Source organism: Pseudomonas sp. 3MAES_34.3B, assembly GCF_058145875.1.
This window is the reverse complement of sequence record NZ_CM176960.1, coordinates 1,213,373-1,235,021: the sequence shown is the minus strand read 5'-3', so window position 1 is coordinate 1,235,021 and position 21,649 is coordinate 1,213,373. Positions and strand designations below refer to the sequence as shown.

Annotated in this window: 17 protein-coding genes; 10 read left to right on the top strand and 7 right to left on the bottom strand. The window is 63.4% G+C overall.

The window, feature by feature from the left end; all coding sequences use genetic code 11:
* Window positions 1–12: 12 nt before the first annotated feature.
* The gene (gene hrpA, locus AC3Z8Y_RS05590; RefSeq protein WP_490088792.1) at window positions 13–3,924 is read right to left on the bottom strand and encodes an ATP-dependent RNA helicase HrpA; all 3,912 of its coding nucleotides are present in this window, start codon (window positions 3,922–3,924) and stop codon (window positions 13–15) included.
* A 154-nt stretch (window positions 3,925–4,078) separates the two neighbouring features.
* Here hrpA and AC3Z8Y_RS05585 point away from each other — a divergent pair, with 154 nt between their 5' ends.
* The 3 genes from AC3Z8Y_RS05585 (at window position 4,079) to AC3Z8Y_RS05575 (ending at window position 6,974) form a co-directional block, all read left to right on the top strand.
* Window positions 4,079–4,243, top strand: coding sequence for a hypothetical protein (locus tag AC3Z8Y_RS05585; RefSeq protein ID WP_490088791.1), 165 nt, complete (start codon window positions 4,079–4,081; stop codon window positions 4,241–4,243).
* A 63-nt stretch (window positions 4,244–4,306) separates the two neighbouring features.
* Entirely contained in the window at window positions 4,307–5,668 is a 1,362-nt protein-coding gene (locus AC3Z8Y_RS05580) for a glutamine synthetase family protein (RefSeq protein ID WP_490088790.1), read from the top strand.
* Window positions 5,669–5,690: 22 nt separating this feature from the next.
* Entirely contained in the window at window positions 5,691–6,974 is a 1,284-nt protein-coding gene (locus AC3Z8Y_RS05575; protein WP_490088789.1) for an NAD(P)/FAD-dependent oxidoreductase, read from the top strand.
* 41 nt (window positions 6,975–7,015) lie between these two features.
* Here the strand turns inward: AC3Z8Y_RS05575 and fadD1 are convergent, their stop codons facing one another.
* Together fadD1 and AC3Z8Y_RS05565 are read right to left on the bottom strand one after the other, a co-directional pair.
* Window positions 7,016–8,713 carry a long-chain-fatty-acid--CoA ligase FadD1 gene (gene fadD1 / locus AC3Z8Y_RS05570; RefSeq protein ID WP_490088788.1) on the bottom strand — a complete coding sequence of 566 codons (1,698 nt, stop codon included), beginning with the start codon at window positions 8,711–8,713 and terminating at the stop codon, window positions 7,016–7,018.
* 174 nt (window positions 8,714–8,887) lie between these two features.
* Entirely contained in the window at window positions 8,888–10,615 is a 1,728-nt protein-coding gene (locus AC3Z8Y_RS05565; RefSeq protein ID WP_490088787.1) for a long-chain-fatty-acid--CoA ligase, read from the bottom strand.
* A gap of 172 nt (window positions 10,616–10,787) precedes the next feature.
* Here AC3Z8Y_RS05565 and AC3Z8Y_RS05560 point away from each other — a divergent pair, with 172 nt between their 5' ends.
* On the top strand, window positions 10,788–11,258 hold the full coding sequence (locus AC3Z8Y_RS05560) for a MaoC family dehydratase (RefSeq protein ID WP_490088786.1): 471 nt from the start codon (window positions 10,788–10,790) through the stop codon (window positions 11,256–11,258).
* A gap of 133 nt (window positions 11,259–11,391) precedes the next feature.
* Here the strand turns inward: AC3Z8Y_RS05560 and AC3Z8Y_RS05555 are convergent, their stop codons facing one another.
* Together AC3Z8Y_RS05555 and AC3Z8Y_RS05550 are read right to left on the bottom strand one after the other, a co-directional pair.
* The gene (locus AC3Z8Y_RS05555) at window positions 11,392–11,550 is read right to left on the bottom strand and encodes a hypothetical protein (protein ID WP_181115106.1); all 159 of its coding nucleotides are present in this window, start codon (window positions 11,548–11,550) and stop codon (window positions 11,392–11,394) included.
* Window positions 11,551–11,610: 60 nt separating this feature from the next.
* Window positions 11,611–11,937 (bottom strand): aspartate-semialdehyde dehydrogenase, encoded by a 327-nt coding sequence (locus AC3Z8Y_RS05550; RefSeq protein ID WP_181115109.1) that lies wholly within the window; start codon window positions 11,935–11,937, stop codon window positions 11,611–11,613.
* A gap of 209 nt (window positions 11,938–12,146) precedes the next feature.
* Between AC3Z8Y_RS05550 and rapA the strand changes: the two genes are divergently transcribed.
* Window positions 12,147–14,987 carry an RNA polymerase-associated protein RapA gene (gene rapA / locus AC3Z8Y_RS05545; protein WP_490088785.1) on the top strand — a complete coding sequence of 947 codons (2,841 nt, stop codon included), beginning with the start codon at window positions 12,147–12,149 and terminating at the stop codon, window positions 14,985–14,987.
* A gap of 72 nt (window positions 14,988–15,059) precedes the next feature.
* Here the strand turns inward: rapA and AC3Z8Y_RS05540 are convergent, their stop codons facing one another.
* The gene (locus AC3Z8Y_RS05540; protein ID WP_490088784.1) at window positions 15,060–15,365 is read right to left on the bottom strand and encodes a DUF2288 domain-containing protein; all 306 of its coding nucleotides are present in this window, start codon (window positions 15,363–15,365) and stop codon (window positions 15,060–15,062) included.
* A gap of 359 nt (window positions 15,366–15,724) precedes the next feature.
* Between AC3Z8Y_RS05540 and AC3Z8Y_RS05535 the strand changes: the two genes are divergently transcribed.
* From AC3Z8Y_RS05535 to AC3Z8Y_RS05515, 5 genes are all read left to right on the top strand, one after another.
* Window positions 15,725–16,843: a branched-chain amino acid ABC transporter substrate-binding protein gene (locus AC3Z8Y_RS05535; protein WP_490088783.1), complete on the top strand. Its 1,119-nt coding sequence runs from the start codon at window positions 15,725–15,727 to the stop codon at window positions 16,841–16,843.
* A 219-nt stretch (window positions 16,844–17,062) separates the two neighbouring features.
* Window positions 17,063–17,986, top strand: a complete 924-nt coding sequence (gene livH, locus AC3Z8Y_RS05530) for a high-affinity branched-chain amino acid ABC transporter permease LivH (protein ID WP_181115118.1) — start codon at window positions 17,063–17,065, stop codon at window positions 17,984–17,986.
* Window positions 17,983–19,236, top strand: coding sequence for a high-affinity branched-chain amino acid ABC transporter permease LivM (locus AC3Z8Y_RS05525; RefSeq protein ID WP_490088782.1), 1,254 nt, complete (start codon window positions 17,983–17,985; stop codon window positions 19,234–19,236). Before livH ends, AC3Z8Y_RS05525 begins: the two co-directional genes overlap by 4 nt.
* Window positions 19,233–20,000: a high-affinity branched-chain amino acid ABC transporter ATP-binding protein LivG gene (livG, locus tag AC3Z8Y_RS05520; RefSeq protein ID WP_181115123.1), complete on the top strand. Its 768-nt coding sequence runs from the start codon at window positions 19,233–19,235 to the stop codon at window positions 19,998–20,000. Before AC3Z8Y_RS05525 ends, livG begins: the two co-directional genes overlap by 4 nt.
* 1 nt (window position 20,001) lies before the next feature.
* Window positions 20,002–20,703, top strand: coding sequence for an ABC transporter ATP-binding protein (locus tag AC3Z8Y_RS05515; protein WP_490088781.1), 702 nt, complete (start codon window positions 20,002–20,004; stop codon window positions 20,701–20,703).
* Window positions 20,704–20,721: 18 nt separating this feature from the next.
* On the opposite strand, the gene AC3Z8Y_RS05510 is transcribed toward AC3Z8Y_RS05515, so the two are convergent.
* A complete protein-coding gene (locus AC3Z8Y_RS05510) occupies window positions 20,722–21,615 on the bottom strand; it encodes a LysR family transcriptional regulator (protein ID WP_490088780.1) in 894 nt (297 codons plus the stop codon).
* Window positions 21,616–21,649 lie beyond the last annotated feature (34 nt).

Below are 21,649 nucleotides of genomic sequence, written 5' to 3'. Positions count from 1 at the left end.
TGCCCGCTTGCCTCAGGCCTCCACCATTGCCCATTGCTTGGCCAGGCGCTTGTCGGATACAGGTACCTTCGTTCCCAACTGTTGAGCGAAGAGCGACACTCGGTACTCCTCAAGCCACCAGCGGTACGTCACCAGTTCAGGGTCGCGCTTGCCTTCCTGGGCATGCTTGGCGGCGCGGGCCTGATACTGCGCCCACAGCGTGCTCAGCTCCCCGCTCCATACCCGATCGCGTTGCACCTGGGCACCGATCTTGTCCAAGCGCAGCTCGATCGCCCTGAGGTAGCGCGGCAACTCCCTGAGCCACTGCGCTGGCGTTTCCCTCACAAAACCAGCATAGACCAGCCCCGCCAGCTGTTGCTTGATGTCGTTCAGCGCCACGGCCTGGGCGAGGTCTATCCGGCCCTTGAAGCGCTTCTGCAGCCCGTGCCAGAGGGTAAGGATTTCCAGCACCAGCCGGGACAGCCGTTCGGCATGCTCCGTCCAACCGCCGCGTTTGCGTTCGGCCAGGCTGGCCAGCCCGGCGCCGTCGCGTGGCAAGGTCGCCTCGCCTTCCAGCACACAGCTGTCCAGGCTGGCTAACAGGATGTCTTCCACCAGCGCTTCGATACGGCCCAGGTCACGGTACAGCAGGCCCATCTGGGTTTGCCCGGGCAGCTTGGAACGCAGGAACCGCGCAGGCTCCGACAACTGCTGCAACAGCAAGCGCTGCAAGGCCCGGCGGTGTTGGTAATCGGCTTCGGCGGCGGTGGAGAAGCGCCCTTCGCGCACTTCACCCTGCTCTTCCACCAGCGCGGGGTACACAGTCAATTGCAGGCCTGCCACGCTGTGCCGCGCGGTTTCGGCTACCGTGGCGAAGGCCTTGGGTTGCACCGGGCCAGGCTCACGGGCGGCGGCCGGCATGGCCAGCGCCGCTTGCCCGGCTTCGGCGAAGCGTGCCATGAGCGCATCGAGGTCGCGCCCCTCACCGAGGAACTTGCCGTTGGCGTCCACCACCTCCAGGTTCATCCGTAGGTGCCCTTCGAGCTGGCGCTCGGCCTCGGCCCAATCGTCTTCATTCACCCTTGCGCCGGTCATGCGGGTGAGTTCGGCGCCCAGCGCCTGGTGCAGCGCACCCTGGCCGAACACCATACGGGCCAGCGCCGCCTTGACGAAGTCCGGCACCGGCACGAAGTTCTTGCGCACTGCCTTGGGCAGGTTTCGCACCAACGCCACGCAACGAGCCTCGATCAAGCCAGGCACCAGCCAGGCCAGCCGCTCGGCGGGCAAGGTGGAGAGCAAGGGCGCGGGCACCCGCAGCGTTACGCCGTCGCGAGGGTTGCCGGGCTCGAAGTGATAGCTGAGCGGCAGCGCCAGGTCGCCCACCTTGAGCGTATCGGGGTACAGCGCCGCGGTGACCTCACTGGCCTCCCGCGCCAGCACGTCTTCCTCACGCATGATCAGTAGGTCGGGGTTTTTCTGGCTTTCGGTGCGGTACCAGCTGTCGAACGTGGCGGTCTGATGAATGTTTTCCGGCAGCCGCGCCTCGTAGAAGCCGTAGAGGGTTTCTTCATCGGCGAGGATGTCTCGCCGCCGCGCCTTGGCCTCCAGCTCATCGAGCCGTTCGAGCAAGGCCCGGTTGGCGCTCAGGCAGCGGGCACGGGACTGAATCTCCCCACGCACCAGCCCTTCGCGGATAAACAGCTCGCGGGACGCCACCGGGTCGATAGGCCCGAAGTGCACCGGGCGGCGGCCGACGATGATCAACCCGTACAGGGTCAGTTGCTCGAAGGCCACCACCTGGCCGCGCTTCTTCTCCCAATGGGGCTCGAAATGGTTGCGCTTGATCAGGTGTTCGGCCAGCGGCTCCAGCCACTGGTTGTCGATCTTGGCCACCACGCGGGCATACAACTTGGTGGTTTCTACCAATTCGGCGGCCATCAGCCATTGCGGGCGCTTGCGGCCTATGCCGCTGGAGGGGTGAACCCAGAACCGCCGCTGCCGTGCGCCGAGGTAGTCGCCCTCTTCCGTTTTCTGCCCCACCTGGCTCAACAGGCCCGAAAGGATGGCCCGGTGCAGCTTGGCGTAATCTGCGGGCTCCGGGTTGACTGGCAGTTGCAGCTCGCGGCAGATAAGCGACAGCTGGCGGTGCGCATCTCGCCATTCGCGAAGGCGCAGGTAATTGAGGAAGTTTTTGCGACACCAGTTGCGCAGCGGGTTGGAGCCCAACGCCTGGCGTTGTTCCTCGAAACCGTTCCACAGGTTGACCAGCCCGGCGAAATCCGAGTCCACGTCTTTCCACTGCGCGTGCGCCTGGTCGGCCGCCTGCTGGCGCTCCGGCGGCCGCTCGCGGGGGTCTTGCACCGAGAGCGCGCTGGCCACGATCAGCACTTCAGCCAGGCTACCCTGCTGCGCGCCTTCAAGCAGCATGCGCCCCAGGCGCGGGTCCACCGGCAGCCGCGCCAGTTGCCGGCCCAGCGGGGTGAGCTGGTTTTCGCGGCTTACTGCGCGTAGCTCCTGCAGCAGGTTGAAGCCATCGCTCACCGCCTTGCCATCTGGCGGCTCGATGAACGGGAAGGCATCGATCGCGCCAAGGCGCAGGTGCAGCATCTGCAGGATCACCGCGGCCAGGTTGGTACGCAGGATTTCCGGGTCGGTAAACGCCGGCCGGGCGTTGAAGTCTTCTTCGCTGTACAACCGCACGCACAGGCCTGGCTCTACCCGGCCGCAACGGCCCTTGCGCTGGTTGGCGCTGGCCTGGGACACCGCTTCGATGGGCAGGCGCTGCACCTTGGCGCGGTAGCTGTAGCGGCTGATCCGCGCGGTGCCGCTGTCGATCACGTAGCGAATGCCGGGGACGGTGAGCGAGGTTTCCGCCACGTTGGTGGCTAACACCACGCGCCTGCCCGGGTGCGACTGGAAAATGCGCTGCTGCTCGGCCGGCGATAGCCGCGCGTACAGGGGCAGAATCTCGGTATGTCGCAGCTGTGCCCTGCGCAGGTATTCGGCCGCGTCGCGAATCTCGCGCTCGCCAGGCAGGAACACCAGCACATCGCCTGGGCTCTTGCGCTCCTGTCGCTCAAGCTCGGCGAATTCTTCCAGCGTGGCCAGGATGCCCTGGTCAATGCTGAGGTCTTCCTCCACCGCGTTGCCGTCTTCGTCCTGCTCGCCTACCAAAGGCCGATACCACACGTCCACCGGGAAGGTCCGCCCGGACACCTCGATTACCGGAGCGCCGTCGAAGTGTTGCGAGAACCGCTCCAGGTCGATGGTCGCCGAGGTGATGATCACCTTCAGGTCCGGGCGCCGGGGCAGCAGGGTTTTCAGGTAACCGAGCAGGAAGTCGATGTTCAGGCTGCGCTCGTGGGCCTCGTCCACGATGATGGTGTCGTAGCGTTCCAGATAGCGATCGTGCTGGGTTTCGGCCAGCAGGATGCCGTCGGTCATCAGCTTGATCAGGCTGCTGGCGCTTGTCTGGTCCTCGAAGCGCACCTGATAGCCCACCAGCGCGCCGAGGGGCGTGCCCAATTCCTCGGCCACCCGCGTGGCCACGCTGCGCGCGGCGATCCGGCGCGGCTGGGTGTGAGCGATGAGGCCCGCCTGGCCGCGGCCCAGCTCCAGGCAGATCTTGGGTAACTGCGTGGTTTTACCCGAGCCGGTTTCGCCCGCGATCACCACAACCTGATGCTCGGCGATCAGCTTCTTGATGTCGTCGCGCTTGGCGGCGATCGGCAGCTGATCGTCGTAGCGGATGCTCGGCACGCTGGCCCGCCGCGCTTCCACGGCCGCGCAGGACGCCTGGTAGCGCTCCAGCCAGCGGGCCATTTTGGTTTCGTCGGGCGTTTTGCGCAGTTCGTGCAGCTGGCGCCGCAACCGGTGGCGGTCGGCGGTCTGGGCGTGGTCGAGGTTACGTAGCAGCGTATCGATAGAAGGCGTGGGTTCGGTCATCAGTGTGGCCCGGGCGGGCACGGCAATAAATGTGCGAAGGATTGTCGCAGATTTGCCCCGGTTTCGCGCCTGTTCGAAATGTTTAGCCAGCGTGCAACCAAAGATCGCCGAATACCCGTTTAAGGCACCGAAGCGGCCATGGGAGTATCCGTGCATGATTTCGCCCGCGCCCTGCCCCCGCTCTACCACTGGCCCTTCGGTATCGAAGCGTGGCGGCCATCCCGGCGAAAACCCCCTGTTCAACGTGATCCTCGCCTTCTGGGCGTTGTGGCATTGCCGCCACGCCCGCCCGCCAGACGCGCTCGCCCTTCAGAACTGATAACCCCGCGCTGCCTGGCGCGGCTTTCTGAACGTGCGCCCATGAGGCGCGAGCGAGCGAGCCATGTTTGCAACCGAGCAAGAGGCCCGGGTGTTCCTTGAACACAACCCGGATATCGAGCTGTTCGAGCTGTTTATCCTTGATGCCAACGGCGTGCCCCGCGGCAAGCTGCTGCACCGCGAGGAGCTGCTGGCGACCTATGCCAGCGGCCGCCCCCTGCCTAGCACCATGCTGGGCCTGACCCTCAATGGCGACGACGTGGAAAACTCCGGCCTGGTGTGGGAGGTCGGCGACATCGACTGCCGCGCCTATCCCCTGCCCGGTAGCCTGGTGCGGCTGCCCTGGCGCCAGGTGCCCACCGCAGCGGTACAAGTAAGCCTGCACCCGGTAGACGGCATGCCGGCCACGGTTGCCGACCCGCGTCATGTGCTGGCGCAGGTGATCGAGGGCTTGCAGAACGACGGCTATTACCCGGTGATGGCCTGCGAACTGGAGTTCTACCTGCTTGACCAGCGCCGGGACGCGCAAGGCCGGCCACAGCCTGCACTGGACGCCGATGGTGGCCGGCCACGCAGCACTCAGGTATATGGCCTGCGCGAGTTGGAGCAGATCGAGCCGTTCCTGGCCGACCTTTATGCCGCGTGCAAGCTGCAAGGCATCCCGGCACGTACCGCCATTTCCGAATACGCTCCTGGCCAGGTGGAAATCACTCTGGAGCATGGGCCGGCGCTGGCCGCCATGGACCAGGCCGTGCGCTACAAGCGCCTGGTAAAAGGGATCGCTCACCGCCACGGCATGCAAGCCTGCTTCATGGCCAAACCGTTCGACCACCTGGCGGGCACCGGCATGCACATGCACGTGAGCCTCACCGATGCCCAGGGCCACAACCTGTATGCCAGCGAAGATAAAGCAGGTACGCCCTTGCTGCGCCATTCGCTGGGCGGAATGCTGGAACACCTGCTCGACAGCCTGTTGCTGTTCTGCCCCAATGCCAACTCCTACCGCCGCTTCCAGGCCAACAGCTATGCGCCGCTGGCCCCCACGTGGGGCGTGGACAACCGTACGGTGAGCCTGCGGGTACCCGGCGGCCCTGCGCCCACTCGACATATCGAGCACCGGATCTGCGGCGCGGATGCCAACCCCTACCTGGCCGCCGCGGCGATCCTGGCGGCGATCCATGACGGTGTAACCCGGGAACTGGACCCCGGCGCGCCCGTACAGGGCAATGGCTATGCACAGGCAACCACCTTGCTGCCTACCGACTGGTTGAGCGCCCTGGATGCCATGGGTGGTTCAGCCTGGGCGCGGGAGGCCTTCGGCGCTGGCTTCATGCAGGTGTATATGGCTGTGAAGCGCGCCGAATATCGGCAGTTCATGGCTGAAGTCAGCGAACAAGACTGGCGCTGGTATCTGACCCAGGCCTGAGCCTGTATCCGGAGAAATGGAAATGACAGCTCGAAGCCCTTCGTATTACACGGCCACTATTGCCCAGGAAAGCGATTACCCCGTTTGCCAGGGCAGCCATGAGGTAGACATCGCAATCATCGGCGGCGGCTTCACCGGCGTGGCCACGGCAGTGGAGCTGGCCGAGCGCGGTTTTCGCGTGGCCATCGTGGAGCAGAACAAGATCGGCTGGGGCGCCAGCGGCCGCAACGGTGGGCAGGTCACGGGAAGCCTGTCCGGTGATGAAGCCATGCGCAAGCAGATGCGTGTGCACTTGGGCGATGACGTGGACGATTTCATCTGGGCGTTGCGCTGGCGCGGCCATGCCATCATCGAAGAACGCGTGCGCCGCTACGCCATCGCGTGCGACCTCAAGCATGGGCACCTGCATGCCGCCATGAAGCCCGCCCATATGGACGAATTGCGGGCGAGCTTCGATGAAGCCCGCGCCCGCGGCATGGGGGATGACGTGACCCTGCTGGACCAGGCCGGGGTGCGCGACCACCTGCAAAGCGACGTGTACGTCGGCGCGCTGAAAAACACCCGCAACCTGCACCTGCACCCGCTCAACCTGTGCCTGGGTGAAGCCCGCGCGGCCCATGGCCTGGGTGCGCTGGTGTTCGAGCACAGCGAGGTGCTGGAGATCGTACACGGGGATCGGCCGGCGGTGATTACCCGTAACGGCCGTATCAATGCCGCGCAGGTGGTATTGGCCGGGGACGTGTATCACAAACTGGAGCCGGCGAAGCTTGCCGGCAAGATCTTCCCCGCCATGGGCGGCATTGTGACCACCGCGCCACTCGGGGAGCTGGCACGTACACTCAACCCCCAAGACCTGGCGGTGTATGACTGCCGCTTTGTGCTGGATTACTACCGCTTCACCGCCGATGGCCGCCTGCTGTTCGGCGGTGGCGCCAACTATTCCGGGCGGGATTCGCGGGATATCGCCGGCGAGCTGCGCCCATGCATCGAGCGCACCTTCCCGCAGCTCAAAGGCGTACAGATCGACTTCCAGTGGAGCTGCGCCATGGGCATCGTGATCAATCGCATTCCGCAGTTGGGCAAGCTGTCCAGCAATGTGTGGTATTGCCAAGGGTACTCAGGCCATGGCATCGCCACCAGCCATATCATGGGCGAGATCATGGCCGAAGCCGTGAGCGGCACTCTCGAGCGCTTCGACACCTTTGCCCAGTGCCGGCACGTGCGCGTGCCCGCCGGCAGGTTGCTGGGCAACCCGTTGCTGGCGGCGGGGATGTGGTATTACCAGATGCTGGAGAAGTTGCGATAGAGAAGGTGTGGGGCCACAGGCCCCACAGGCCCAGCGTGAGCTCAAGCAGTTTTCTTGAGGCCCAGTTTCTTCAGCTCGGCGTCTCGCAGTTCCCGGCGCAGGATTTTGCCCACGTTGGTGGTAGGCAAGGTGTCGCGGAATTCCACAGCCTTGGGCACCTTGTAGCCGGTTATGTTGGCGCGCATGTGGTCCAGCACCTGATCGCGGGTGAGGGTCATGCCGGGCTTGACCACCACGAACACCTTGATCGCCTCGCCGGACTTCTCATCCGGGATGCCGATAGCCGCGCATTGCAGCACGCCCGGCAAGGTCACGAGCACATCTTCCAGTTCGTTGGGGTACACGTTGAAGCCTGATACCAGAATCATGTCCTTCTTGCGATCGACGATGCGCAGGTAGCCGTCCGGCTGGATCACGGCGATGTCGCCGGTTTTGAGCCAACCGTCGGCGTCGAGGATTTCCGCGGTTGCGTCAGGTCGCTCCCAGTAACCCTTCATCACCTGAGGGCCCTTCACGCAGAGCTCGCCCGTTTCGCCGAAGCCCAGTTCGCGGCCTTCGTCGTCGGTTACCCGGCACAACGTGGACGGCACCGGGATGCCGATCGTACCGATCTGCACGGCCTGCTTGGGGTTCACCGTGGCCACGGGGCTGGTTTCGGTCATGCCATAGCCTTCGCAGATGGAACAGCCCGTCACTTCACTCCAGCGTTCGGCTACAGCGGCTTGCAGGGCCATGCCGCCAGAAAGGGTGAGCTTGAGCGTGGAAAAATCGAGCCGGCGGAAATCCGCGTTATTGCACAGGGCAACGAAGAGGGTGTTGAGCCCTACGAAACCGCTGAACTTCCACTTGCCCAGCTCCTTGACCATGGCCGACAGGTCGCGAGGGTTGCTGATCAGGATGTTGTGGTTGCCCATCAGCATCATGGCCATGCAATGGAAGGTAAAGGCATAGATGTGGTAGAGCGGCAGCGGCGTGATCAACACCTCGCTGCCCTCGGCCAGGTTCGAACCCATCAATGCCTTGCACTGCAGCATGTTGGCCACCAAGTTGCGGTGGGTGAGCATCGCGCCCTTGGCCACGCCCGTGGTACCGCCGGTGTACTGCAGCACGGCCACGTCTTCACTGGCCGGGGACGCCTCGCGTACCGCCACACCCCGGCCCAGCGCCAGGGCTTGATTGAAGCGTGTGGCGCCAGGAATGTGATACGCCGGCACCATTTTCTTCACATACCGCACCACACTGTTCACCAGCAGGCGCTTGAGCGGCGGCAGCAGGTCGGCGACCTCGGTGACGATCACATGGCGCACGGACGTTTTTGGCACAACGGCCTGCGCCAGATGCGCCATGTTGGCCAGGCACACAAGCGCCTTGGCACCGGAGTCCTTGAACTGATGTTCCATCTCGCGGGTGGTATACAGCGGGTTGGTGTTCACCACGATCAACCCGGCGCGGATGGCGCCGAATACCGCTACGGGATACTGCAGCACGTTGGGCAGCTGCACGGCGATACGGTCACCGGGCACCAGGTCGGTATGCTGCTGCAACCAGGCCGCGAAGGCACCGGACAGCTCATACAACTCGCCATAGGTAAGGGTTTTGCCCAGGTTGCTGAACGCCGGCTTGTCGGCGAACCGCCGGCACGACTGCTGGAGCACCGCCTGAATGTTCGGGTATGCGTCTGGATCGATCTCGGCGGGGATCCCCGGCGGGTACTTGTCTGTCCAGAAATTGTCGGCCATGGGAACCCTGCTCCTCGTGCAGCGAGATCACCGCATTCGATGCGGTTTTTATAGATATGGTGAAAAGCGGGCCGAGATTATCAGCTTTGCTAAAGACCGCCTAGAGCCCGACCGGGCTCCAAGGTCATATTCAAAACCGAATATGAAATTTCGGTCACGTTTAGAGTAATTACCCTAAACGTTCTGGGCTGCGGTGGCTTCAGGCGCCGCTGCGGGGGCTTCGTCGCGGAGGGCACGGCGCAGGATTTTCCCGACGGGCGTCATCGGCAGGCTGTCGCGTACCACGATCTGGCGGGGCACTTTATATGCGGCGAGGTTCTCCCGGCACCATGCGCTGAGCGCAGGCACATCCAGCGCCCCCTCGCGAGAAACCACGAACAGCCGCACAGCTTCGCCGGTACGGTCGTCCGGCACGCCAATGGCCGCGCAATTAAGCACCTGCGGATGGGCCATCACCACATCTTCAACTTCATTGGGGTACACATTGAAGCCCGACACGATGATCATGTCCTTCTTGCGGTCGACGATGCGCACGAAGCCGCTGGGCTCGATCACGGCAATATCACCGGTTTTCAACCAGCCCTCGCTATCAAGCGTTTCGGCGGTTGCGTCAGGCCGTTGCCAGTAGCCCTTCATCACTTGCGGGCCTTTAACGCACAACTCCCCGGCCTCACCGAGGCCAAGTTCATCGCCCTGCTCGTTCACTACCCGTAGCGCGGTACCCACGGCCGGTATACCCACAGTGCCCAGGCGGGCGGCCTCGCCATACGGGTTGGTGCAGACCACCGGCGAGGTTTCGGTCAGGCCATAGCCTTCCGAAATGCGGCAGCCGGTGAGCGTTTCCCAGCGGTCCGCCGTGGCCTTCACCAACGCGGTGCCGCCAGAGTTGGTGACCTTCAGGCCGGAGAAGTCCAGGCCGGCGAAACCGGGGTGGTCCATCAATGCAACGAACAAGGTGTTGAGCCCCACCAGCGAGGTGAAGCGCCAGCGGCTCAGCTCTTTGATGAATGCAGGAATGTCCCGCGGGTTGGTGATGAGCACGTTATGGTTGCCTGTAACCATCATGCACATGCAGTTCGCCGTGAAGGCATAGATGTGGTACAGCGGCAGCGGCGCGATGGCGGTCTCTTCGCCTTCGTGCATCAGGCGCTGGCCATCCGGGCCCAACTGCGCGAACCATGCCTGCATCTGCTGCATGTTGGCGAGCAGGTTGCCATGGGTGAGCATCGCCCCCTTGGCCTGGCCAGTGGTGCCACCGGTATATTGCAATACCGCGATGTCCTCCCGGTGCAACGGTACCGGCGTTACCCCACCCTTGCGGCCGATACGCAGCGCTTCGTTGAAGCGGATCGCGTTGGGCAAGTGATACTGGGGGACCATTTTCTTGAAGCGGGCTACGGCCAGGTTCACCAGCCATCCCTTGGCAGGAGGCAACATATCCCCCATCCGGGCCTCGATGAGATACTCCAGCGAGGTATCGGCGGCGACCTCCTGGACCCGGTCACCGAACAGGTTGAGGTACACCAGCGCCCGGGCGCCGGAATCGTTGAACTGGTGGCGCATTTCCCGGGCGGTATACAGCGGGTTGGTGTTGACCACGATCAACCCCGCGATCATGGCGCCGAACACCGCAATCGGGTATTGCAGCACGTTGGGCAATTGCACCGCGATGCGGTCCCCCGGGACGAGGCTGGTGTGCTGTTGCAGCCAGGAGGCAAAGGCAAACGCCTCGCGCTCCAGCTCCCCGTAGCTCACGGTGCGGCCCATGTTGCTGAAGGCGGGTTTATGAGCGAAGGCACGGCACGAATGCCTGAACACCTCGGGCACCGATTGCCACGCGGTGAAGTCGATTTCGGCGGGTACCCCGGCGGGGCGCTTGTCGTTCCAGAAGTCAGGTTGCATTGTTGTTTTCCCCTGCTTGGGTGCGGGCTTCATGCCAGCGCAGCCTTGAGGCGAAAGTAGCAGCTGAGGCGTTGATGGCAATCCCGGAGCAGGCGTTATTTACATCCTGAATTGATTAGCCGAAGCCACAAGGCGATACACTAGGCATTTACGCGAACAGGACCGTTTCTGCATGACCGCCAGCACCAATACCCCTTATGACGCCCTCGAAGTCGGCCAGACCGCCAGCTACAGCGAAACGATCACAGAGCGCCATATCCAGCTGTTCGCCGAGCTTTCGGGTGACCGCAACCCGGTGCACCTGGACGCCGAATACGCGGCCAAAACCATCTTCAAGGAGCGCATTGCCCACGGCATGATCAGCGGCGCCCTCATCAGCGCGGCTGTGGCGTGCGAACTGCCAGGCCCGGGGACCATCTACCTGGGCCAGCAGATGTCTTTCCAGAAACCCGTAAAGCTGGGCGACACCCTCACCGTGCGCCTGGAAATCCTCGAGAAGCTGCCCAAGTTCAAGGTGCGCATTGCCACGCGCGTGTTCAACCAGCGGGACGAACTGGTGGTAGATGGCGAGGCGGAGATCCTGGCGCCCCGCAAGCAGCAGAGCGTGACCCTCACCGAATTGCCGCCGATCACGGTAGGCTGAGCGTTTCACCGAGGGCAGGTGAAAAAAAAGGCGGCCGAAGCCGCCCAATATGCCTTGCGTGCCCGAGGTCAGCGGGGAGCCGCCTCGAGGTACGAACCTTACCGCCCCGGGCCGCAGCGCGAGCTGATCGGGATCAATGCTTTTTCGGTTTTTTCCGGGCTTTCTTCTTCGCCGTCATCGGCATGGCCTGCTCGAAGGCGCGGCGCACTTCAGCCAGGCGCTTGTCGTTGAGATCATGCTGGCGACGGGCGCGCTCGGTGGCGAAATCCAGAAGGTTGTCGTCTTGGCTCATGGTCGTGGCACGTAAAAAAGGAGTGCGCCTATCATGGCGCGTCCCTGCCACGATGGCCAGTCACACTTCGAGGTCCACCCACAGGCCCTGCCGGGGCGGCGCGTCCATCAGCGGCACGGCAGGCACGGTGTTATCGGCGTTCAACACGTCGCCAGGCACCACCAGGGCCGCCTCGGGCTCACCCTCACGTTGCCTGCGGCGACGGCGCTCCTCGTGCTCGCGCAGCAATAGCGCCGCGTCTTCGCGCTCACGGTTGCGCAGGTCAATATCGGTGTCGGCCGAAGGCGGCTGCGCCGGGGCAACCGGCGGGATTTCCGGGTTGGGCTTGACCGGGTCCAGCTGAGGGTTCACTGGCACGAAGGGCTGTAATGTCACGGGTGGAATCATCTCGCCTCCAGGCGCCTGCCAGGTCGGCTACCGGTCATCTGGATTGAATAACGGAGGGCTGGCTGACCAGCGTATCGGCCGACCGCTTGTAAAGTTGAGCCCGGATGGACACCAGCCGTCGGCGAAGCTGGCCTACAATTGCGCGAGGCGACTTTGGTTCCAGCGGGGTGTTCCGTTAGAATCCTCGGCTTTTGCAGGCGGAGTAAGGCATGGCGCAGCAGTATCAACCGGGACAACGCTGGATCAGCGACAGCGAAGCCGAGCTCGGCCTGGGCACGGTGATCGCCCAGGACGGCCGCTTGCTGACGGTGCTCTACCCTTCGACCGGGGACACGCGCCAGTACGCCTTGCGCAACGCGCCCCTCACCCGCGTACGGTTTTCACCCGGCGACCTGATCACGCACTTCGAAGGCTGGAAGCTCACGGTTCGCGAAGTGGAGGACGTGGACGGCCTGCTCGTCTACCACGGCTTCAACGCCCAGCACGAACCGCGCACCCTGCCAGAAACCCAGCTGTCCAACTTCATTCAGTTCCGCCTGCCCAGCGACCGCCTGTTCGCCGGGCAGATCGACCCGCTGCAATGGTTCTCCCTGCGCTACAACACGCTGCAACACAGCAGCCGCCTGATCCAGTCCTCCCTGTGGGGCCTTGGCGGTGTGCGTGCGCAACCCATCGCGCACCAGTTGCACATCGCTCGCGAGGTAGCCGACCGTATCGCGCCACGGGTATTGCTGGCGGACGAAGTAGGCTTGGGTAAAACCATCGAGGCCGGCCTGGTGATCCACCGCCAATTGCTCAGTGGGCGCGCCAGCCGGGTACTGATCCTGGTGCCAGAAAACCTCCAGCACCAGTGGCTGGTGGAAATGCGCCGGCGCTTCAACCTTGAAGTGTCGCTGTTCGATGCCGAGCGCTTCCTCGAAAGCGATGCCAGCAACCCGTTCGATGACGCGCAGTTGGCGCTGGTGTCGCTGGAGTGGCTCACCCACTCCGAGAAAGCCCAGGACGCGTTGTTCGCCGCTGGCTGGGATGTGCTGGTGGTGGACGAAGCACACCACCTGGTATGGCACCCCGATCACGTCAGCCCCGAATACGGCCTGGTGGAACAGCTGGCCCAGGTCATTCCTTCGGTGCTGCTGCTCACCGCCACACCGGAACAGCTCGGCCTGGACAGCCACTTTGCGCGCCTGCGCCTGCTAGACCCGAACCGTTTCCATGACCTCGAGGCTTTCCGCCACGAGAGCGAACACTACAAGCCTGTGGCCGAGGCTGTGCAGGAGCTTCTGGAACAGGGCCGCCTGTCCGAAGCCGCGCACAAGACCATCCACGACTTCCTCGGCGCCGAAGGCGAGGCCCTGCTGGGCGCCGTGCAGGATGGCGACGTGGAAGCCAGCGCCCGCCTGATCCGCGAACTGCTGGACCGCCATGGCACCGGCCGCGTGCTGTTCCGCAACACCCGGGCCGCCATTCAGGGCTTCCCGGAGCGCGAACTGCACGCCAGCCCGCTGGAAGCCCCCGCCGAATACGCCGAGCTCACCGGGCACGATGCGTTGCACCCCGAGCTTGCGCTGCAAGGCTCGCTGGGTGATACCGACGAACACCGCTGGTGGCGCTTCGACCCGCGGGTCACCTGGCTGATCGACACGCTCAAAGCCTTGAAGAAAATGAAGGTGCTGGTGATCTGCGCCAAGGCCGAAACCGCCATGGACCTGGAAGACGCCCTGCGGGTGCGCTCCGGCATTCCGGCCACTACCTTCCACGAAGGCATGAGCATCCTGGAGCGGGACCGCGCGGCGGCCTACTTCGCTGACGAAGAATACGGCGCGCAGGTGTTGATCTGCTCCGAGATTGGCTCTGAAGGCCGCAACTTCCAGTTCGCTCACCACCTGGTGCTGTTCGACCTGCCAGCGCACCCCGACCTGCTCGAACAGCGCATCGGCCGCCTGGACCGTATCGGCCAGAAGCACGTGATCCAGCTGCATGTGCCTTACCTCGCCGCCACGCCGCAAGCGCGGCAGTTCCGCTGGTACCACGAAGCGCTGAATGCCTTCCTCAACACCTGCCCCACCGGCAATACGCTGCAGCATCGCTTTGGCGAGCGGCTGCAAGCGCAACTGGACGGTGGCAGCGAAGCCGAATTCGAAGCGCTGATCGCCGAGGCACGCGCCGAGCGCGAGCAGCTCGAAGCCGAACTGCACAGCGGCCGCGACCGCCTGCTGGAACTCAACTCCGGCGGCGCTGGCGAAGGCCAGGCGCTGGTGGAGGCGATCGAGGAGCAGGACGACCAGTTCGCTCTGCCGATCTATATGGAAACCTTGTTCGATGCCTTCGGTATCGACAGCGAGGACCACTCGGAAAACGCGCTGGTACTCAAGCCCAGCGAAAAGATGCTCGATGCCAGCTTCCCGCTGGGGGACGACGAAGGTGTGACCATCACCTACGACCGCCAACAGGCGCTATCGCGCGAGGACATGCAATTTCTCACCTGGGAACACCCCATGGTTCAAGGCGGCATGGACCTGGTGCTGTCCGGCTCGATGGGCAACACCGCCGTGGCGCTTATCAAGAACAAGGCCCTGAAGCCTGGCACGGTACTGCTTGAGTTGCTGTACGTGAGTGAGGCAGTCGCGCCGCGGGCGCTGCAGCTGGGTCGCTTCCTGCCCCCCATGGCACTGCGCTGCCTGCTGGACGGTAACGGCAATGACCTGGCACCGCGGGTAGCGTTCGAAACGCTCAACGATCAGCTTGAAAGCGTGCCCAAGGGCAGCGCCAACAAGTTTATCCAGGCCCAGCGTGACGCCCTGGCGCCGCGCATCAATGGCGCCGAGGCGAAAGTGGCGCCACGCCATGCCGAGCGGGTTGCTGAGGCGCAACGCCGCCTGGGTGCCGAACTGGACGAGGAAATCGCCCGCCTGACCGCGCTGCGTGCCATCAACCCCAGCGTACGCGAGAGCGAAATCCAGGCGCTGCGCGATCAACGCGAACAGGGCCTGGCGATGCTGGCCAAGGCCGCCCTGCGCCTTGAAGCCATTCGTGTACTGGTTGCTGGTTAACGTTGAGTAACCGGCCGGTGGCGCCCGCAACGGGTCGCTACCGGCCGCAATGCACTGCCATAGGGCACCGCTCTAGCTGCTTGCCCCTTCCTGGAACACAACCCACGGCGACACCACGACGGCCCATAGTTGGGGATCGCGCTCTACCAAGTCCGCCGCGCGACGCTCTCCCAGCTTTTCCAGCGTGCCCGCATCAAGCCAGGTGCTTACCCGCCCTTTGTCGTTCTCTGCCATTGCTTCGGCGACGGCCACCAGATCCAGCTCAGGGGCGACCCACAAGAGTGCGCCTTTGGCAAAGAACGGTTGTAGCTCTTGCCAGGTAATCTTCGCGGTCTCGCCGAGCAATTTGGCATAGAGGGTGCTTGTGTGTTGTGTCATTGGCCGGGCCTGGGAAACTAAGGTGGCGGCTATGATAGCGAGTGCGTCAATTCTGAAAAACCCGGTTTCAAATCCGCGTCACACAGGAAACACCCGCAATTTCGGGGCTTGAGCGCGATGAACGGCACAGCCCTGCACTCAATATATAAAAAACTTTCACAGAAGCGACATAATGCCAAGGTACGGCAACTGGCCAGCTTTCCAAGGGCTCAAGGTGCAATCTACACTGCGCCGGTGATACCACGGGGCGGGCCGGGTTTGGTCGATTCTGGTGCACCTGCGAAAGCAGGTTCGCGATACCGGTCCCGAGGCCCCCGCCGCACGGACTATAAGAACTAAAAACACGAGAGTGGAGCCCTATGCACAACACTACCAAGATGTCCAAGCTGTTCGCCGCCATGGTACTTGCGGGCGCCGCGAGCTACTCCTACGCCGCCGACACCATCAAGGTCGGCATCGCTGGCCCGAAAACCGGCCCGGTCGCTGAGTACGGCAACATGCAGTTCCGCGGCGCCAAGATGGCGGTCGAGCAGATCAACGCCAAAGGTGGCGTGGATGGCAAGAAGCTCGAAGCTGTGGAATACGACGATGCCTGCGATCCGAAGCAGGCCGTGGCCGTGGCCAACAAGGTGGTCAACGACGGCGTGAAGTTCGTGGTAGGCCACCTGTGCTCCAGCTCCACTCAGCCGGCTTCCGACATTTATGAAGATGAAGGCGTGCTGATGATCACCCCGGCCGCTACCAGCCCGGACATCACCAACCGTGGCTACAAGCTGGTGTTCCGCACCATCGGCCTGGACAGCGCCCAGGGCCCGGCAGCCGGCAATTACATCGCCGATCACGTGAAGCCCAAGATCGTGGCGGTTGTCCATGACAAGCAGCAGTACGGTGAAGGCATCGCCACCGCCGTCAAGCAAACCCTCGAAGGCAAAGGCGTGAAAGTTGCCGTGTTCGAAGGCATCAATGCCGGCGACAAGGACTTCTCCTCCCTCATCGCCAAGCTCAAGCAAGCGAACGTGGACTTCGTCTACTACGGCGGCTACCACCCCGAGCTGGGCCAGATCCTGCGCCAGTCCAAGGAAAAAGGCCTGAACGCGAAGTTCATGGGCCCGGAAGGCGTGGGCAACGACTCGATCTCGCAGATCGCTGGCGAAGCGTCCGAAGGTTTGCTGGTCACCCTGCCAAAGTCCTTTGATCAGGACCCGGCCAACCAGGCGCTGACCCAGGCATTCAAGGACAAGAAGGAAGACCCGAGCGGCCCGTTCGTATTCCCGTCCTACACCGCTGTGCAAATCATTGCCGATGGCATCAAGGCTGCGAAAAGCGAAGACAGCGAGAAAGTGGCCCAGGCTATCCACGCTGGTTCCTTCAAGACCCCGATGGGCGACCTGAGCTACGACGACAAGGGCGACCTGAAAAACTTCCAGTTCGTGGTTTACGAATGGCACTTTGGCAAGCCGAAGACCGAAGCGAAGTAATCCGCCCATCAAGGCCCCTCAAAGCCCACTGCCCTCGCGCAGTGGGCTTTGTTTTACGAGTACCGAAGCCTGCGCCGTGATCCGGCGGGGGCTTCCCCTGAAAATCTTAAAACCGTTACACGCGGTTCGCCGGACCAGCCGAGGCTGAAGGCTCCTTGAGAGTGCCTACCCCGCCCAGCTCGCCGGAGAAATGCAGACAGGTTTTTAGGAGCGCGGCAAATGCCCGATATTTTTCACTACCTGCAACAGCTGGTTAACGGCTTGACCATTGGCAGCACCTACGCCCTGATCGCCATTGGCTACACCATGGTCTACGGCATTATCGGCATGATCAACTTCGCCCACGGCGAGGTGTACATGATCGGCTCCTACGTGGCCTTCATGGTGCTCGCAGGGCTGGCAATGATGGGTATCCACAGCTTGCCTGTGCTGATGATCGCCGGCTTTGCCGCGGCCATCCTCGTCACCAGCGCCTATGGCTACAGCATCGAGCGCGTGGCGTATCGCCCGTTGCGCAACAGTAACCGCCTGATCCCGCTGATTTCCGCGATCGGCATGTCCATCTTTCTCCAGAACGCTGTTCAGCTGTCACAGGGGTCGGGCAACTTCGCGATCCCCAACCTGCTGCCGGGCAGCGTCAGCTTTGGCCCCGGTGGCGCCCAGGAAGTACTGATCTCCTACATGCAGATCCTGGTGTTCGTGGTCACCCTGGCAGCCATGTATGGCCTCACCCTGTTCATTTCCCGTTCACGCATGGGCCGCGCCTGCCGCGCCTGCGCCGAAGACATGAAAATGGCCAACCTGCTGGGGATCAACACCAACAGCGTGATTGCCCTTACCTTCGTGATCGGCGCCGCGCTGGCAGCGGTAGCGGCAATGCTGCTGAGCATGCAGTACGGCGTGATCAACCCCAGCGCCGGCTTCCTGGTGGGCCTGAAAGCCTTCACCGCGGCGGTGCTGGGCGGTATCGGCAGCATCCCGGGGGCCATGCTTGGCGGCCTGGTGCTAGGCGTTGCCGAAGCGTTCGGCGCCGATGTATTCGGCGATCAATACAAGGACGTGGTGGCTTTCGGGCTGCTCGTGCTGGTGTTGCTGTTCCGCCCGACCGGCATTCTCGGTCGCCCGGAGGTTGAAAAGGTATGAGCAAGTCAATCAAGTCTGCGCTGTTCAGCGCGCTGCTGGTATGGGCGGTGGCCTACCCGGTATTCGGGCTCAAGCTGGTGTTCTCTGGCGTAACCTTGCAGGTGCAGGGCGCCGACCCTACTACTGTGATCGTCATCGCCCTGTGCTCGGTGGCCCTGTTCGTACGCGTGTTGCTGGCCAGCCGTAACAGCGGTGCTAGCAAGCCAACCCGGGCGCCGCTGCTGCCGGCCAACGTCTCCAACTGGCTCACCCTGCCGCGCACCCAGCGCTGGGGCCTCGCCGCCCTGATCGTGCTGGCGTTCATCTGGCCGTTCTTCGGCTCCCGGGGCGCTGTGGACATCGCCACGCTGGTGCTGATCTACGTGATGCTCGGCCTGGGCCTCAATATCGTGGTCGGTCTGGCCGGCCTGCTGGACCTCGGCTACGTAGGCTTCTATGCCGTGGGCGCCTACAGCTATGCCCTGCTCTCCCATTACCTGGGGCTGAGCTTCTGGGAATGCCTGCCACTGGCGGGCCTGCTGGCGGCACTGTTCGGCTTTGTGCTGGGCTTCCCCGTGCTGCGCCTGCGTGGCGATTACCTGGCCATCGTAACGCTGGGCTTCGGTGAGATCATCCGCATCTTCCTGCGTAACCTCACCAGCATCACTGGCGGCCCGAACGGTATCGGCAACATCGAAAAGCCCACCTTCTTCGGCCTCAGCTTCGAGCGCAAGGCAGCGGAAGGGGCGCAGACGTTCCACCAGTTCTTCGGGCTGGACTACAACGCGGCGGACAAGGTGGTGTACCTGTACCTGATTGCCCTGCTGCTGGCCCTGGCGGCGCTGTTCGTGATCAATCGCCTGCTGCGCATGCCGATCGGCCGTGCGTGGGAAGCGCTGCGTGAAGACGAAATCGCCTGCCGCGCGCTGGGGCTCAACCCCACCGTGATCAAGCTCTCGGCCTTTACCCTTGGCGCCGCCTTCGCGGGCTTTGCCGGCAGCTTCTTCGCCGCGCGGCAGGGGCTGGTCACGCCCGAATCCTTCACCTTCATCGAGTCGGCGATCATTCTCGCCATCGTGGTGCTGGGCGGGATGGGCTCGCAGCTTGGGGTGATTCTCGCGGCGATCGTGATGATCCTGCTGCCAGAATTGATGCGTGAGTTCAGCGACTACCGCATGTTGATGTTCGGCGCCTTGATGGTGCTGATGATGGTGTGGCGCCCGCAGGGCCTGCTGCCCATGCAACGTCCCCACATGGAGCTGCGTCGATGAGCCGTGAAATTCTGCAAGTCAGCGGCCTGTCCATGCGCTTTGGCGGGCTGCTGGCGGTCAACGGCGTGGCCTTGACCGTCAAAGAGAAACAGGTGGTGTCACTGATCGGCCCCAACGGCGCCGGCAAAACCACAGTGTTCAACTGCCTTACCGGTTTCTACAAACCTACCGGCGGCACCATCCTGCTGGACGGTGAACCGGTGCAAGGGTTGCCCGGCCATGTGATCGCCCGCAAGGGCGTGGTGCGCACGTTCCAGAACGTTCGCCTGTTCAAGGACATGACCGCGGTTGAAAACCTGCTGATCGCCCAGCATCGGCACTTGAACACCAACTTCCTCGCCGGGCTGTTCAAAACCCCCGGTTTCCGGCGCAGCGAGCGCGAGGCCATGGAATACGCCGAGCATTGGCTTGAGCGGGTGAACCTCAAGGACGTGGCCAACCGCCCTGCCGGTACGCTGGCGTACGGTCAGCAGCGCCGGCTGGAAATCGCCCGCTGCATGATGACGCGACCGCGCATCCTGATGCTCGACGAGCCCGCCGCGGGCCTCAACCCTCGTGAAACCGACGAGCTGAAGGCATTGATCGGCGTTCTGCGCGAGGAATACAACGCAACCGTGCTGCTGATCGAGCATGACATGAAGCTGGTAATGACCATCTCCGACCACATTGTAGTGATCAACCAGGGCACGCCCCTGGCCGATGGCACACCCGAACAGATCCGGGACAACCCCGACGTGATCAAAGCCTACCTGGGGGAAGCCTGAGATGCTGCGTTTCGAGAACGTATCGACCTTCTACGGCAAGATCCAGGCCCTGCATTCGGTCAACGTGGAGATCAATCAAGGCGAGATCGTCACGCTCATCGGTGCCAACGGCGCGGGCAAGTCGACGTTGCTGATGACCCTGTGCGGCTCGCCACGGGCGCAGTCGGGTAGCATTCGCTATCTGGGCGAGGAGCTGGTTGGGCTGGATTCGGCGCAGATCATGCGCAAGAGCATTGCGGTGGTGCCTGAAGGGCGCCGGGTATTCGCCAGGCTTACCGTCGAAGAAAACCTTGCCATGGGCGGGTTCTTCACCGAGAAAGGCGACTACCAGGCCCAGCTCGACAAAGTGCTGCAGTTGTTCCCTCGGCTCAAGGAGCGCTACAGCCAGCGGGGCGGGACCATGTCCGGCGGCGAGCAGCAAATGCTCGCCATCGGCCGCGCCCTGATGAGCAAGCCCAAACTGCTGTTGCTCGACGAACCTTCACTGGGGCTGGCACCGATCATCATTCAGCAGATCTTCGACATCATCGAGCAGTTACGGCGTGATGGCGTGACGGTGTTCCTGGTGGAGCAGAATGCCAACCAGGCGCTGAAAGTGGCTGACCGTGCCTACGTGCTGGAAAACGGCCGGGTGGTCATGACCGGCACCGGCGAGGCACTGCTTACCGACCCGAAAGTGCGCGACGCCTACCTCGGCGGCTGACAGCCAGCCGGCCTGCGATTATTGCTCGGCGCCTGCCCCCCAGGCGCCGAGCCAATCGGCGACTACCTTTACCCGACGGGGCAAGCCCGCGGTATAGCCATGCACAAGATACAACGGCAGGCGCCGCGCCTTGTAGCCGCTCAACAACCGCACCAGGCGACCTTCGGCCAGGTCCTCCGCGATCAGGTACGCAGGCAGGCGCGCGATGCCCGCACCGGCCAGCGCGGCGTGGCGCAGCAACGTGTAATGGTTGGTCCGCACCGGGCCATTCACTTGCACCTCACAGGGTTGGTGAGCCACATGAAAGCCCCAGCGTTCAGGATGGCTTGCATGGCTATGCAACAGGCAGGCGTGGCCCTGCAAGGCCTGGGGCGAGGCAGGGCTGCCATGGGCTGCTACATAGCCAGGCGCGGCACAGGTCACTTCTTCCATATGCAGAAACGGCAGTGCTACCAGCCGCTCTTCCGTGCCCACATGGTCGCGGACGGCGAGGTCAAAGCCCTCACGCAGCAAGTCTCGGTAGCTGTTGGAAAGGTCAACCTCGACCTGGAGGTTGGGGTAGTCCCGCTGCAGGAAACCGAACAAGGGCTGGAACACCGCCTCCCCTACCGACACTGGCAACGTGAGCCGAACCAGCCCGGCGGTGTCATCCCGCAGCCCAGCCAGTGTTTGCCGGGCACGCTCGCTTTGCTCAAGCAACGCCTGGGCCTGTGGCAATAGCGCCGCGCCGGCTGCGGTGAGCCCCAGCCGGCGGGTAGTGCGGTGAATCAACTGCACCCCGCAGGTCCGTTCCATTTCGCTGATGCGTTTCGACAGCTGCCCTTTGCTCCAGCCCAACCGTTGGGCGGCGCGCGTGAAGGAACCTTCGCGCATCAATACAGCAAACGCACACAGGTCTTCCGTAGTGCTCATTGTTTCCTCACAGAAACAGTAGATGGCTCAACAG

Coding starts and splice junctions, on each gene's coding strand:
- hrpA (WP_490088792.1), bottom strand. CDS start 3,924: ATGACCGAACCCACGCCTTCTATCGATACGCTGCTACGTAACCTCGAC.
- AC3Z8Y_RS05585 (WP_490088791.1), top strand. CDS start 4,079: ATGATTTCGCCCGCGCCCTGCCCCCGCTCTACCACTGGCCCTTCGGTA.
- AC3Z8Y_RS05580 (WP_490088790.1), top strand. CDS start 4,307: ATGTTTGCAACCGAGCAAGAGGCCCGGGTGTTCCTTGAACACAACCCG.
- AC3Z8Y_RS05575 (WP_490088789.1), top strand. CDS start 5,691: ATGACAGCTCGAAGCCCTTCGTATTACACGGCCACTATTGCCCAGGAA.
- fadD1 (WP_490088788.1), bottom strand. CDS start 8,713: ATGGCCGACAATTTCTGGACAGACAAGTACCCGCCGGGGATCCCCGCC.
- AC3Z8Y_RS05565 (WP_490088787.1), bottom strand. CDS start 10,615: ATGCAACCTGACTTCTGGAACGACAAGCGCCCCGCCGGGGTACCCGCC.
- AC3Z8Y_RS05560 (WP_490088786.1), top strand. CDS start 10,788: ATGACCGCCAGCACCAATACCCCTTATGACGCCCTCGAAGTCGGCCAG.
- AC3Z8Y_RS05555 (WP_181115106.1), bottom strand. CDS start 11,550: ATGAGCCAAGACGACAACCTTCTGGATTTCGCCACCGAGCGCGCCCGT.
- AC3Z8Y_RS05550 (WP_181115109.1), bottom strand. CDS start 11,937: ATGATTCCACCCGTGACATTACAGCCCTTCGTGCCAGTGAACCCTCAG.
- rapA (WP_490088785.1), top strand. CDS start 12,147: ATGGCGCAGCAGTATCAACCGGGACAACGCTGGATCAGCGACAGCGAA.
- AC3Z8Y_RS05540 (WP_490088784.1), bottom strand. CDS start 15,365: ATGACACAACACACAAGCACCCTCTATGCCAAATTGCTCGGCGAGACC.
- AC3Z8Y_RS05535 (WP_490088783.1), top strand. CDS start 15,725: ATGCACAACACTACCAAGATGTCCAAGCTGTTCGCCGCCATGGTACTT.
- livH (WP_181115118.1), top strand. CDS start 17,063: ATGCCCGATATTTTTCACTACCTGCAACAGCTGGTTAACGGCTTGACC.
- AC3Z8Y_RS05525 (WP_490088782.1), top strand. CDS start 17,983: ATGAGCAAGTCAATCAAGTCTGCGCTGTTCAGCGCGCTGCTGGTATGG.
- livG (WP_181115123.1), top strand. CDS start 19,233: ATGAGCCGTGAAATTCTGCAAGTCAGCGGCCTGTCCATGCGCTTTGGC.
- AC3Z8Y_RS05515 (WP_490088781.1), top strand. CDS start 20,002: ATGCTGCGTTTCGAGAACGTATCGACCTTCTACGGCAAGATCCAGGCC.
- AC3Z8Y_RS05510 (WP_490088780.1), bottom strand. CDS start 21,615: ATGAGCACTACGGAAGACCTGTGTGCGTTTGCTGTATTGATGCGCGAA.